Source organism: Streptomyces sp. NPDC038200 (assembly GCF_055600785.1).
This window is the reverse complement of record NZ_JBVJYH010000015.1, coordinates 241,877-255,130: the sequence shown is the minus strand read 5'-3', so window position 1 is coordinate 255,130 and position 13,254 is coordinate 241,877. Positions and strand designations below refer to the sequence as shown.

General features: G+C 74.3%; 12 protein-coding genes. 6 read left to right on the top strand and 6 right to left on the bottom strand.

Translation table 11 applies throughout. The annotated features are described in order from the left end of the window. Positions 1–96: 96 nt before the first annotated feature. The 4 genes from ACZ7KF_RS28215 to ACZ7KF_RS28200 form a co-directional block, all read right to left on the bottom strand. Complete coding sequence (locus ACZ7KF_RS28215; RefSeq protein WP_471080734.1) at positions 97–921, bottom strand: NAD(P)H-binding protein; 825 nt, start codon at positions 919–921, stop codon at positions 97–99. Positions 922–1,029: 108 nt separating this feature from the next. After that, positions 1,030–3,540 (bottom strand): aminopeptidase N, encoded by a 2,511-nt coding sequence (gene pepN, locus ACZ7KF_RS28210; protein ID WP_471080731.1) that lies wholly within the window; start codon positions 3,538–3,540, stop codon positions 1,030–1,032. A 90-nt stretch (positions 3,541–3,630) separates the two neighbouring features. Beyond that, on the bottom strand, positions 3,631–4,014 hold the full coding sequence (locus tag ACZ7KF_RS28205; RefSeq protein ID WP_471080728.1) for a chorismate mutase: 384 nt from the start codon (positions 4,012–4,014) through the stop codon (positions 3,631–3,633). 34 nt (positions 4,015–4,048) lie between these two features. Then, on the bottom strand, positions 4,049–4,939 hold the full coding sequence (locus tag ACZ7KF_RS28200) for a helix-turn-helix domain-containing protein (protein WP_471080724.1): 891 nt from the start codon (positions 4,937–4,939) through the stop codon (positions 4,049–4,051). A gap of 128 nt (positions 4,940–5,067) precedes the next feature. On the opposite strand from ACZ7KF_RS28200, the gene ACZ7KF_RS28195 reads away from it, so the two are divergent. After that, positions 5,068–6,825, top strand: a complete 1,758-nt coding sequence (locus ACZ7KF_RS28195; protein ID WP_471080721.1) for a glycoside hydrolase family 35 protein — start codon at positions 5,068–5,070, stop codon at positions 6,823–6,825. Between the two features lie 81 nt (positions 6,826–6,906). Further along, positions 6,907–7,788 carry a hypothetical protein gene (locus tag ACZ7KF_RS28190; RefSeq protein ID WP_471080719.1) on the top strand — a complete coding sequence of 294 codons (882 nt, stop codon included), beginning with the start codon at positions 6,907–6,909 and terminating at the stop codon, positions 7,786–7,788. Positions 7,789–7,998: 210 nt separating this feature from the next. Here ACZ7KF_RS28190 and ACZ7KF_RS28185 read toward each other — a convergent pair whose 3' ends face one another. Beyond that, positions 7,999–8,904 (bottom strand): SDR family oxidoreductase, encoded by a 906-nt coding sequence (locus ACZ7KF_RS28185; protein ID WP_471080717.1) that lies wholly within the window; start codon positions 8,902–8,904, stop codon positions 7,999–8,001. A 1-nt stretch (position 8,905) separates the two neighbouring features. After that, positions 8,906–9,682, bottom strand: coding sequence for an SDR family oxidoreductase (locus ACZ7KF_RS28180; protein ID WP_471080714.1), 777 nt, complete (start codon positions 9,680–9,682; stop codon positions 8,906–8,908). A gap of 85 nt (positions 9,683–9,767) precedes the next feature. Here ACZ7KF_RS28180 and ACZ7KF_RS28175 point away from each other — a divergent pair, with 85 nt between their 5' ends. Genes ACZ7KF_RS28175 through ACZ7KF_RS28160 form a run of 4 tightly spaced genes read left to right on the top strand, consistent with a single transcriptional unit; the run spans position 9,768 to position 13,158 of the window. Next, positions 9,768–10,511: an enoyl-CoA hydratase family protein gene (locus tag ACZ7KF_RS28175; protein ID WP_471080711.1), complete on the top strand. Its 744-nt coding sequence runs from the start codon at positions 9,768–9,770 to the stop codon at positions 10,509–10,511. After that, on the top strand, positions 10,512–11,363 hold the full coding sequence (locus tag ACZ7KF_RS28170) for a CoA transferase subunit A (protein WP_471080709.1): 852 nt from the start codon (positions 10,512–10,514) through the stop codon (positions 11,361–11,363). Then, the gene (locus tag ACZ7KF_RS28165) at positions 11,360–12,100 is read left to right on the top strand and encodes a CoA-transferase subunit beta (protein ID WP_471080706.1); all 741 of its coding nucleotides are present in this window, start codon (positions 11,360–11,362) and stop codon (positions 12,098–12,100) included. The genes ACZ7KF_RS28170 and ACZ7KF_RS28165 overlap by 4 nt, the downstream gene beginning before the upstream one ends. After that, a complete protein-coding gene (locus ACZ7KF_RS28160) occupies positions 12,100–13,158 on the top strand; it encodes an NAD(P)H-dependent flavin oxidoreductase (RefSeq protein WP_471080703.1) in 1,059 nt (352 codons plus the stop codon). The genes ACZ7KF_RS28165 and ACZ7KF_RS28160 overlap by 1 nt, the downstream gene beginning before the upstream one ends. Positions 13,159–13,254: the final 96 nt, after the last annotated feature.

Below are 13,254 nucleotides of genomic sequence, written 5' to 3'. Positions count from 1 at the left end.
CCTCCGTGCGGTGCAGTCCTAGACAGCTCCACCACACCGGAGGTCTTCGCCATGATCAAGCCCGCCAAGTGTCAACAACGCTCGTGATCAATACACCTAGGCCCGGAAGTCCGCGGCGTGGTCGTGGGCCCACCGGGCGAAGGTGCGGGCCGGGGTGCCGGTCAGCTCCTCCACCGTGCCGGTGATCTCCGGGGGCACGCCCACGGTCTCCGCGAAGCTCTCGAGCAGCCGTTGCAGCATCTGCGGCGGCACGTGCGGGAACAGCTCCGGGCCCGCCTCGGCCGGATCGGTCTCGACGAACGTCAGCTTCCTGCCGAGCGCCTCACCGATCGCCGCGACCTGGCCGGCGTTGCTGGTCGCCGCGGGCCCGGTCAGCCGGTGCGCGGCTCCCTCGTGCCCCTCGTCGAGCAGGACGCGTTCGGCGACGGCCGCGATGTCGTCCTCGTGGATGGGGGCGGAGAGCCCGTCCGCGAAGACGCCCCGGACGGTGTCGCCCGCGCGGATCTGCGGCGCCCACTGGAGCGCGTTGGTGGCGAAGGCGTGGGGGCGCAGGAACGTCCAGGCGAGCCCGCTGTCCCGGATCCGGCGTTCGGCGGTGGCGTGCATGACGTGGATGGGGTGGGTCTCGTCGGCGCCCTCCCGGATGATGCCGCTGGAGAGCAGGACGACGTGCCGTACGCCGTGCTCGCGGGCCGCCGCCAGCAGCGGGTCGGCGGTGGCCTGGGCGTACAGGAAGAGTCCCGTCGCCCCGGCGAACAGCGCGGCGGGGTCGTCCGGCCGGAACCGGACCACCTCGGCCCGCTCGGGCAGCGCGGCCCGCCGCGGGTCGCGGGTCAGCGCCCGGACGGGCGCTCCCGCGGCGAGGAGACGGTCGACTAGGGCACGGCCGACATTGCCGGTCGCGCCGGTCACTACGATCACGGTGCTGCCTCCGGAAGGCTCGGTCGATCGCTGATCACCCGAGCCTAGGGAGGGCGGCCGGTCCGTCGCATCGTCGGCAGGGACCAGCCGCGCCCTACGTCGTCCGGCCTACGCCTCCCGCGTCCGCCTCCGTTCCGCCTGTCCCTCGCGCACCTCGAGGGCGCGGGACAGGTCGTCCAGGCGGTCGGCGAGGGTGCGGCGCAGGGCCGGGGTGAGGTCGGTGTCGCGCAGGCACTCCTCGCCGAGCCGCACGTTCTCGGCGTCGACGGCGTGGGCCGGGAAGCACCAGCGGCCGGCGGCGACGGCGATGGCGGGCCCGCGGCGGGCGGCGAGGCCGACCGCGGCCGGGTAGAAGCGCGGCACGTACTCCTTCACCAGATCGGCCTGTTCGGGCTGCCAGAAGCCCTGTGCGGTGGCCGTGAAGAGGTAGTTGGACAGGTCGTCGCCGGTGAACATCGCCTCCCAGGCGGCGCGCTTGGCCTCCGGGTCGGGCAGGGCGGCGCGGCAGCGGGCGGCGCCCTCCTGGCCGGTGGCGCTCGGGTCACGCGCCAGCTCGGCGTCGATGGCGGCCTCGTCGGTGGCGCCGAGCACGGCGAGCCGGGCGAGGATGCGCCAGCGCAGCTCGGGGTCGAGTTCCGGGCCGCCGGGCACCGTGCCGTCGGCGAGCCAGGCGGCGATGGTCTCCGGGTGGGCGGCCACGGCGATCAGGTGCCGTACGGCGATCAGCCGCAGGCCGGGGTGGTCGCCGTCCTCGGTGCGCCGCAGCAGGTCGCGGCAGAGGGAGGTGAGGGTGGCCAGGGCGGCCGGGCGGTCCTCCGGCGCGAGGTACTGGTCGGCGAGCTGGCCGGCGGCGAAGGCGAGGACGCCCTGGGCGACGGCCAGGTCGGTCTCGCGCGGCAGGTGGGCGCGGGCCGTCTCCAGGAAGGCGGCGGGCGCGAGTTCGCCGTCGCGGACGGCGTCCCTGAGCGCGTTCCAGACGACCGCGCGGGTGAGCGGGTCGGGCAGGCCGGACAGGCCGGCCCGGACCGTCTCGAAGGACGTGGCGTCGAAGCGGACCTTGGCGTAGGTGATGTCGCCGTCGTTGAGCAGGACCAGCGCGGGGCGCTTGCCGATGGGCTGCGGGGCGGCCTGCGGGACGTCGAGGTCGATGCGCTCGCGCAGCACCAGCCGGCCCTCGTCGGCGACGTCGTGGTCGTACAGACCGGCGCTGAGGCGGTGCGGGCGGCTGCCCGCGCGGTCGGCGGTCAGCGTGCAGGTGCCGTCGGCGGCGGCGATCACCGGGGTGAGCGTGTCGACTCCGGTGGTGCGCAGCCAGCTGTCGGCCCAGGCGTGCACGTCACGGTCGGTGGCCGAGGCGAGGGAGTCGATGAAGTCGGCGAGGGTGGCGTTGCCGAACTTGTGCCGCCTGAAGTGGGTGTTGATGCCGGCGAGGAAGTCCTTCTCGCCGAGCCAGGCGGCCAGCTGGCGCAGCGCGGAGGCGCCCTTGGCGTAGGAGATGCCGTCGAAGTTGAGCAGGGCGGAGGCGGTGTCGTCGACGTTCTCGGGGGCGACCGGGTGGGTGGTGGGCCGCTGGTCGGCGTCGTAGCCCCAGGCCTTGCGGGTGACGCCGAACTCGGTCCAGGGGGTGCTGAACCGGGTGGCCTCGGCGGTGGTCTGGTAACCCATGTACTCGGCGAAGGACTCGTTCAGCCAGATGTCGTCCCACCACTTGAGGGTGACGAGGTCGCCGAACCACATGTGGGCCATCTCGTGCGCGATGACCATGGCGCGGGTCTGCCGCTCGGTGTCGGTGACGGCGGAGCGGTAGACGAAGTCGTCGCGGAAGGTGACCAGGCCCGGGTTCTCCATGGCGCCCGCGTTGAACTCGGGGACGAACGCCTGGTCGTAGGAGTCGAAGGGGTACGGCTCCTCGAACTTCTCGTGGTAGCGGTCGAAGCACGCGCGCGTGATGTCGAGGATCTCGTGGGCGTCGACGTCCAGGTGGGGTGCGAGCGAGCGGCGGCAGTGGATGCCGAAGGGCAGTCCGCGGTGCTCGGTGCGCACCGAGTGCCAGGGCCCGGCGGCGACGGCGACCAGGTAGGTGGAGATCAGCGGGGTGGGCGCGGCCTGCCAGACACCGTCCTCGCGGCGCTCGGTGACGCCGTTGGCGAGGACGGTCCAGCCCTCGGGGGCCTTGACCGAGACCTCGAAGACGGCCTTCAGGTCGGGCTGGTCGAAGGCGGCGAAGATCCGCTGGACGTCGTCCATGAACATCTGGGTGTAGACGTACGTCTCACCGTCGCTGGGGTCGGTGAAGCGGTGCATGCCCTCGCCGGTGCGGGAGTAGCGCATGACCGCCTCGACGCGCAGCTCGTGCTCGCCCGCGCCGAGGTTCTTCAGCGGCAGCCGGTCCTCGCTCAGCGACTCGGGGTCGAGCGGCTGTCCGTCGAGCGTGACACTGCGCAGCTCGGCGGGCTTCAGCTCGACGAACGTGTCCCCGTCGGACCGGGCGGTGAACCGGATCGCGGTACGGGATGCGAAGGTCTCGTCACCGGTCGTGAGGTCCAGTTCGACCGTGTACCGGTGGACGTCGAGGAACTGTGCTCGGGCTTGCGCTTCGTCGCGCGTGAGTACGGACATGCAGGCCATGCTGCCTGATGGGACCGGCAGCGGACAGGGGCGGGGCGGTACACGGCTTTTGTCCCCCGGATGCCCTCTGGCATGCCCAGGTCAGCCGCCGTCCGTCCCCCGGTCGTCTCCCGGTCGGTCCGCCTGCGCCGGCTGACCGTTGTGCGTGTCCTCGGCGATCCGCTCGTGGTGCCGGATCACCTCGGCGATGATGAAGTTCAGGAACTTCTCGGCGAAGGCCGGGTCGAGCTTGGCGTTCTCGGCGAGGCTGCGCAGCCGTTCGATCTGCCGGGCCTCGCGGGCCGGGTCGGCGGGCGGCAGCTGGTGCAGCGCCTTGAGCCGGCCCACCTGCTGGGTGGCCTTGAAACGCTCGGCGAGCATGTGGACGACGGCCGCGTCGATGTTGTCGATGCTGTCGCGCAGCCGCTCCAGTTCCTGGCGGACCTCGGGATCCACGGCACCGGTGCCGGTGTTGCTGGTGGTCATGAGGGTCAACCCTATGTGCTGGGGCGGCCCCGTCCTACGGGGTGTCCGGGGAGTGGATCATCGGCGGATCGCCGGCATCCGGAACGCGGTCGCTCCAGCCGCCGGGCACGGCACGGCCCTGCTGGGCGCGGAACCGGACGGGGGCGAGGCCCACCCTGCGGGTGAACAGCCGGGAGAAGTAGGCGGGGTCGTCGTAGCCGACGCGACGGGCCACGGCCGCGACGGGCAGCTCGGTGGCGGCGAGGAGTTCCTTGGCCCGGGCGAGCCGGATGCCGAGCAGGTAGTCCTTCGGGCTGCACCCGGCCGCACGGCGGACCGCGCCGCGCAGCTCGGCGGTGGTCATCCCGTGCCGGGCGGCGTGGTCGGCGACGGTCATCGGCGCGCAGGCGTCGCGGGCCAGGGCCGCCAGCACCTGGTCGCCGTCCGGGGCGAGGTCGGCGCGGGCGCGGCGCAGGGCGACCAGGAGTTCGTGGACGGCGGCGCCGGTCTCCACCTCCAGCAGGGGGTTGCCGCGGCGGGCGGCACGGGCGACACGGGCGATGACCGCGCGGGGGCCGGAGGCGTCGGAGAGCGGGACGACGGGCCGGTCGGGTTCGATGTAGCCGAGTTCGCCGTAGGCCGCCGTGGCGGGCCCGGCGAAGTCGACGAAGCCCTCGTCCCAGCCGGTGCCCGGGTCGGGCGCGTAGTGGTGCGGCACGCCGGGGGTGAGCCACAGCAGCGCGGGCGCGGTGACGGTCGTACGGCGGCCGTCGGCCCCCCGGTACCAGCCGCCGCCCGCGCTGATCACCACGGCCACGTGGTGATCGAGGGTGCGCGGGCCGACCGTGGGCAGCGCGCCGTGCTGCAGGCCGACCCCCAGGCAGACCAGGCCGAGGCGGAGGTGGGCGGGGCCGGGGCTGAAGAACCGCATCCAGGTCTGGTACATCGGCGCTCCTCCCGGCCTGCCGCGCGGCGCGTTTTTGTCCAAGCAGCGCCGATCTTCGTCCATGGCGCCGGTCGCCGGAAGGGGGTGAGGCTGGGGGCACATGAGCGAGGCCGCGTCGGGGAGGGCGCATGAGCGAGTTTTCGGTGGGGGAATCCGAGTTCCTGCTGGACGGGCGCCCGGTACGGCTGCTGTCCGGGGCGCTGCACTACTTCCGGGTGCACGAGGCCCAGTGGGGGCACCGGCTGGCGATGCTGCGGGCGATGGGCCTGAACTGCGTGGAGACGTACGTCCCGTGGAATCTGCACCAGCCGCGTCCGGGGGAGGTCCGGGACGTGCGGGCGGTCGGCCGGTTCCTGGACGCGGTCCGCGAGGCGGGCCTGTGGGCGATCGTGCGGCCGGGGCCCTACATCTGCGCCGAGTGGGAGAACGGCGGGCTGCCGGCGTGGCTGACGGGCGAGCGGGGCACGCGCGCGCGTACCCGTGACGGGCGTTACATGGCCCATGTCCGCGACTGGTTCCGGCAGCTGCTGCCCGAGATCGTGCCCCGCCAGCTCGACCGCGGCGGCCCCGTGATCATGGTCCAGGTGGAGAACGAGTACGGCAGCTACGGCAGCGACACCGGCTATCTGGAGGAGCTGGCCGGCCTGCTGCGCGCCGAGGGGGTCACGGCTGCGCTCTTCACCTCGGACGGCCCGGAGGACCACATGCTGACGGGGGGCTCGCTGCCCGGCGTGCTCGCCACCGTGAACTTCGGCTCCCACGCGCGCGAGGCATTCGGCGCGCTGCGCCGCCACCGCGCCGGGGGCCCGCTGATGTGTATGGAGTTCTGGTGCGGCTGGTTCGACCACTGGGCGGGCGAGCATGTCGTACGGGATCCGGCCGAGGCCGCCGGGGCACTGCGGGAGATCCTGGAGTGCGGGGCGTCGGTGAACCTCTACATGGCGCACGGCGGCACCAGTTTCGGCGGCTGGGCGGGCGCCAACCGGGGCGGCGGCGACCCGCACGAGGGCCCGCTGGAGCCGGACGTGACCTCGTACGACTACGACGCGCCCGTGGACGAGTACGGCCGCCCCACGGAGAAGTTCTGGCGCTTCCGCGAGGTGCTGTCCGCGTATCACCCGGGCCCGCTGCCCGATCCGCCGCCGCGGCCCGCCGTGCTGGGCGCGCCGGCCGAGGCGGCGCTCACGGACTGGGCGCCCCTGGCCGGCGTACTGGAGGCGCTGGGCGGCGCGGAGACGGTCTCACCGGTGCCGCCGGCCTTCGAGGAGCTGGGCGTCACCCGGGGGCTGGTGCGCTACACGGTGGACGTGCCCGGACCGCGGCGGCCGTACCCGCTGACCGTGCGCGGACTGCGGGACCTCGCCGTGGTGTACGTCGACGGCGAGCGGGCCGGGGTGCTCACCGAGGAGGAGCCGCGGCTGAAGGAGCCCGTCGCGGGTCCCGCGCGCGTGGAGCTGTGGGTGGAGTCCCTGGGACGGGTGAACTACGGGCCACGGCTCGGCGAGGCCAAGGGCGTCACCGGCGGCATCCTGCACGAGCGGCAGTATCTGCACGGGGTACGCGCGCGTGGGCTGGATCTGGACGCGTTCGCCGACGGCGTGGCCGCGGTGCCCTTCGGCGCGCCGCCCGGGGCGGACGCGCCGGGGCTGTACCGGGGGACGGTCACGGTCCGCGGGGCGGGGGACGCGGCGCTGGAGCTGCCGGGCCGGACACGCGGCTTCGCCTGGATCAACGGCTTCGCCCTGGGCCGTTACTGGTCGGTGGGGCCCCAGCGGTCGCTGTACGTGCCGGGCCCGGTGCTGCGGGAGGGCGAGAACGAGGTGTGGCTGCTGGAGCTGGACGGGGGTGGACCGGAACGGCCGGCGCCGCGTCTGCTGCCGGTGTGACGGGCCGCCTCCTCCCGCCTCCGCCGGGGCCTTGGCCCGCCTACAGTGGAGAGGAGTTCCGGTGTCTCTGGGGGTGCCGACGTGGCGAACGGCGGACCGGTCGAGCACGGCTACCCGCACCTGGAGACGGTGCGGGCCGCCGTCACCGCGCTGTACCGGCGCCTGTCCCGCGACACCATCGAGACGTTCCCGGTCAGCGTCGCCCCCGCCGACGTCGCCTTCTGCAACACCGACGACCTGCATCTGGGCGCGCAGCGCGTGGCCCGGGAGATCGTGCGGCACTTCCGGCTGCCGGACGCGCGGCTGATCGTCGGCTTCCGGGAGATGACCCACGCGGCGAACGTCGAACTGGCCGCGGGCCCCGAGTACTTCGTCGAGCTGAACGACCGGTTCCGCACCCATCGCCGGGACATCGGGGCGGCGCTCGCCCACGAGGTGGCGCACGTCTACCTGCACCGCCTGGACCTCGCCTTCCCCACCACGGCGGAGAACGAGATCCTCACGGACACGGCGACGACCTACCTGGGCGCGGGCTGGCTGCTGCTGGACGCCTACCGGGAGGACGGGGTCTCCTCGCAGAAGCTCGGCTATCTCACCCCGGAGGAGTTCGGCTACGTCCTGGCCAAGCGGGCGCTGCTGTTCGGTGAGGACCCGTCCGTGTGGTTCACCAGTCCGCAGGCCCACACCGCCTACGTCAAGGGGATGGCCCGGGCCCGCCGGGACGAGCAGCAGCCGCCGCTGACCGGGGCCGGCTGGGCGGGCCGCCGCCGCTACGCCCACGACCGCCGGCACACCGCCGGCGCCCCGCCGACGGCCCCCTACAGCTTCACCCCCGATCCCGCCGGACAGCTCCACGTCTCCTTCCCCTGCCCGACCTGCCACCAGCGGATCAGGGTGCCGGTCCGGGGGCGGGTACGGGCGCGGTGCGGGTTGTGCCGGACCGTGCTGGAGTGCGATACGTAGCGCGGGCCGGCGGTACACGGCGCGGGCGCGACAGGCGATGCGGGACGGCGATACACGGCGCGGGCGCGACACGCGACGCGGGACGGCGACGCCCAACGCGGGGGCGGCGACACGCAGCTCGGGAGCGGCGATACGCAGCGCGGGGGCGATGCGCGGGGTCGGAGGGCGCGCCCGGGGCCGTGCCCGCGGCCGTGGCTCGCCCCCGCTGACTCACGTCCCGTGGACCCGTCCCGGCGGCTCGGCCGCGGTGAGCAGTTTCCGGGCCGTCTCCCCCGCCTCCGCCGGGCTCCACCGGGCTCCCCGGTCGAAGGTGGGGCCGGGGCGCCAGCCCTCCATGACGGTGATCCGGCCGCCCTCCGCCTCGAACACCCGGCCGGTCACCCCCGCGCTCGCGGCCGAGCCGAGCCAGACCACGAGCGGGGAGACGTTCTCGGGTGCCATGGCGTCGAAACCGGTCGCCGGTGCCGCCATGGTCTCGGCGAAGGCACGTTCCGTCATGCGGGTGCGGGCGGCCGGCGCCACGGCGTTGACCTGGACGCCGTAGCGCTCCAGTTCGGCCGCCGCGACGAGCGTGAGGCCGACGATCCCGGCCTTGGCGGCGCTGTAGTTGCCCTGTCCGACCGAGCCGAGCAGACCGGCTCCGCTGCTGGTGTTCACGACCCGGGCCCGGGGGGCGCGCCCCGCCTTGGCCTCGGCACGCCAGTACGCGGCGGCGTGCTTCAGGGGCAGGAAGTGACCCTTGAGATGGACGCGGAGCACGGCGTCCCAGTCCTCCTCGTCCAGGTTGACCAGCATCCGGTCGCGCAGGAAGCCCGCGTTGTTGACCAGGGTGTCGAGGCGCCCGTACGTGTCGACGGCGGTCCGTACGACGGAGGCGGCGCCGTCGGTCGTGGCGATGTCGCCGCCGTGCGCGACCGCCTCGCCGCCCGCGGCACGGATCTCCGCCACGACGGCGTCCGCGGGGCTGGTCGCGCCCGGCACCCCGTCCAGTCCGACACCCAGGTCGTTGACGACCACCCGGGCGCCCTCGGCCGCGAAGGCGAGGGCGTGGGCGCGGCCGAGCCCGCGGCCCGCTCCGGTGACGACGACGACGCGGTCCGCGCAGATTCCGCTCATCTCAGCTCTCCTTGCCGGCGGTCGAGGTGCCCGGGACGTCGGGCCGGGCGGAGGCGGCGGACAGGAAGGCGGGCCGCTCCCCGCCGCCGTGCACGTGCAGGCTCGCCCCGCTGACATAGGCGGCGGCGCCGGAGGCGAGGAAGACGGCGGCGGCGCCGACGTCGGAGGGAAGGGCCAGCCGGCCCAGCGGGACGGTGCGGGAGACGGCCGCGATGCCGTCGGGGCCGCCGTAGTGCGGGTGGGGCGGCCCGGTGTCGACCATGCCGACGACCAGCGTGTTGACGCGGACCTCCGGCGCCCACTCCACGGCCATGGAGGCGGCCAGGTTCGCGAGCCCCGCCTTGGCCGCGCCGTAGGCGGCCGAGCCGGGCGAGGGGCGGGTCCCGCTGACGCTGCCGACCATGACGATCGAGCCCCCGCTGCGTCTGAGGTGGTCGTACGCGGCGAGGGACGCGGTCAGCGGGGTGATCAGGTTCAGTTCGACGACCTTGGCGTGCCGTTCGGCGCCGGCGTCGGTGAGGCGCCGGTACGGGGTGCCGCCGGCGTTGTTGACCAGGACGTCCAGCCTGGGCAGTCCGGCGAAGAAGGCCCGGACGGCGGGCGGGTCGCGCAGGTCCAGCGGGGCGAACTCGACGCCGTCGTCGGGATGTTCGGGTGGCCGGCGGGCGCAGGCCAGGACCCGGGCGCCCGCGTCGGCGAAGGCCCGGGCGATGCCGGCGCCCACCCCTCTCGTGCCTCCGGTGACCACGACGGTGCTGCCGCGCAGCGAGTTGTCCACAGGGCCTCCCGGTCGTCCGCGCCGACTGCTAGCTTCGAAGCCTCGCACCTAACAAATGTTTGGTGGAAAGGTAGCTGATGCGTCCATGGGTGTCTCCCGTTCGTCCCCGGAAAAGGGGATTTCCGTGGTCACCGTCGACTACCCGCCGGTCAACGCGCTGCCGGTGCGCGGCTGGTTCGCCCTGGCCGAGGCGGTGCGCGCGGCCGGCCGGGACCCGGAGATCCGGTGCGTGGTGCTGGCCGCCGAGGGGCGCGGGTTCAACGCGGGCGTGGACATCAAGGAGATCCAGGCGGCCGGGCAGGAGGCCCTGATCGGCGCCAACCGGGGCTGCGCGGAGGCGTTCGCCGCGGTCTACGAGTGCGAGACGCCGGTCGTCGCGGCGGTGCAGGGCTTCTGCCTGGGCGGCGGGATCGGGCTGGTGGGCACCGCGGACGCGGTGGTGGCGAGCGAGGACGCCACCTTCGGGCTCCCCGAGCTGGACCGGGGCGCGCTGGGCGCGGCGACGCATCTGGCCCGGCTGGTCCCGCAGCACCTGATGCGCGCGCTGTACTACACCGGGCGCACGGCGAGCGCCGCCGAGCTGAACGCGCACGGCTCGGTCTGGCGGGTGGTGCCGCGCGCCCAGCTGCCGGGGGCGGCGCTGGAGCTGGCCCGGGAGATCGCCGCGAAGGACGGACGGCTGCTGCGCATGGCCAAGGCCGCCATCAACGGCATCGACCCGGTCGACGTGCGCCGCAGTTACCGCTTCGAGCAGGGCTTCACCTTCGAGGCCAACCTGAGCGGACTGGCCGACCGGATCCGCGACACGTTCGGGAAGGAGGGGGTGTAGATGGCCGACAAGACGATGACCGCCGAGGAGGCGGTCTCCCGGCTGGCGAGCGGAATGACCCTGGGCATCGGCGGCTGGGGCTCGCGCCGCAAGCCGATGGCGCTGGTGCGGGCGCTGCTGCGGTCGGGCATCGGCGATCTGACGGTCGTCTCCTACGGCGGCCCGGACGTCGGCGTGCTGGCCGCCGCCGGCCGGATCCGCAAGCTGGTCACCGCCTTCGTCACCCTGGACTCCATCCCGCTGGAGCCGCACTACCGGGCGGCGCGCGAGCGCGGCGGCCTCGAACTGACGGAGGTCGACGAGGGGATGTTCCAGGCGGGGCTGCGCGCCGCGGCGCAGCGGCTGCCCTTCCTGCCGGTGCGGGCGGGCATCGGTTCGGACGTGATGCGGGCCGGCCCGGGGCTGCGGACGGTGACGTCGCCGTACGCGGACGGGGAGACGCTCGTGGCCATGCCCGCGCTGCGGCTGGACGCGGCGCTGGTGCACGTCAACCGCGCCGACCGGCTGGGCAACGGCCAGTGTCTGGGCCCGGACCCGTACTTCGACGACCTGTTCTGCGAGGCGGCGGACGCGGCCTACGTCTCCTGCGAACAGCTCGTGGACACGGCGGAGCTGACGAAGGCGGCCGGCCCGCGGTCGCTGCTGCTCAAGCGGCTCGCGGTGACCGGTGTGGTGGAGGCGCCGAACGGCGCGCACTTCACGTCCTGCGCGCCCGAGTACGGCAGGGACGAGGAGTTCCAGCGGCTGTACGCGGCGACGCCCTGGCCGGAGTTCGCCGAACGCTTCCTCGGCGGGACCGAGGAGGACTACCGGGCGGCGGTCGGGCGATGGCGGAGGGAGCAGGAGCGATGAGAGCCACACGCGCCGAGTACTGCGTGATCGCCTGCGCCGAGGCCTGGCGGGGCGCCGGGGAGATCCTCGCGAGCCCGATGGGCGTGATTCCGTCGCTGGGCGCACGGCTGGCCCGGCTCACCTTCGCGCCGGACCTGCTGCTGACCGACGGCGAGGCCCTGCTGGTCCGCCCCGACGGCACCCCCGAGGGCTGGCTTCCCTACCGGCAGCACCTGGAGCTGGTGGCGGGCGGGCGGCGGCACGTGATGATGGGCGCGAGCCAGCTCGACCGGTACGGCAACCAGAACATCTCCCGCATCGGCGACCGGGCACAGCCCCGCCGACAGCTGCTCGGAGTGCGCGGCGCCCCGCTCAACACGCTCAACAACCCCACGAGTTACTGGGTGCCGAGACACTCCCGGCGGGTGTTCGTGGAGCGGGTGGACATGGTGTGCGGGGTGGGGTACGACCGGGCGGCCGGACTGGGGAGCGCGGCCCGCTTCCACCACCTCGCGCGGGTCGTCTCCGACCTGGGCGTCCTCGACTTCGCCACGCCCGACCACTCCATGCGGCTGGTCTCGGTGCATCCGGGGGTGAGCGTGGCGCGGGTGCGGGAGGCGACGGGGTTCGCGCTGGCCGTGCCGGACGAGGTGCCGCAGACCCGGGAGCCCGAGGCGGAGGAGCTGCGGCTGATCCGTGAGGTGCTGGACCCGGACGGGGTGCGCACGCGCGAGGTGCCGGAAGGGACGGGAGGCTGATGGAGACCGCGCTCACCCGGCTGGTCGGGGTCCGCCATCCGATCGTCCAGACCGGGATGGGATGGGTGGCCGGGCCGCGCCTGGTCGCGGCGGCGGCGAACGCCGGGGCCCTCGGCATCCTGGCGTCCGCGACGATGACGCCCGACCGGCTGCGGGACGCGGTACGGGAGGTCCGGTCCCGCACCGACGCGCCGTTCGGGGTGAACCTCCGGGCCGACGCGGGCGACGCCGCCGACCGGGTGCGGATCCTGCTGGAGGAGGAGGTCCGGGTGGCGTCCTTCGCCCTGGCCCCCTCCGCGGAGCTGATCGCCGAGCTGAAGACGGCGGGGGTGGTGGTGATCCCGTCCGTCGGCGCCCGGCGGCACGCCGAGAAGGTGGCGGCCTGGGGTGCGGACGCGGTGCTCGTGCAGGGCGGCGAGGGCGGCGGGCACACCGGCGAGGTGGCGACGAGCGTGCTGCTGCCCCAGGTGGTGGACGCGGTGCGGATACCGGTGGTGGCGGCGGGCGGCTTCTTCGACGGGCGGGGGCTGGTGGCGGCGCTGGCGTACGGGGCGGCCGGGGTGGCGATGGGCACGCGGTTCCTGCTCACCTCCGACTCCCCGGTGCCGGACGCGGTGAAGGCCCGGTATCTGGCGGCGACGGTGCGGGACGTCACGGTGACGCGGGCGGTGGACGGCCTGCCGCACCGGATGCTGCGGTCGGATCTGGTGGCGGCGCTGGAGCGGTCGGGCCGCATCCGCGGCCTGGCGCACGCGGTGCGGCGGGCGGCCGGTTTCCGGCGGCTGTCGGGGCTCACCTGGCGGCAGCTGGTCCGGGACGGCCTCGCCCTCCGGCACGGCAAGGAGCTGTCCTGGAGTCAGGTGCTGCTCGCCGCCAACACGCCGATGCTGCTCAAGTCGGCGATGGTGGACGGCCGTACCGACCTCGGGGTGATGGCCGCCGGGCAGGTCGCCGGGGTGATCGACGACCTGCCGTCGTGCGCGGAACTGGTGGAGCGGATCATGAAGCAGGCGGAGGAGGTGCTGACGGGCCTGGCCGGACCCGAAGCCGTGCGGTGAGCGTCAGGTCGGCCCGACCGGACCCGGAGCCGTGCGGTCAGCGTCACGTCGGCCCGACCGGACCCGGAGCCGAGCGGTCAGCGTCACGTCGGCCCG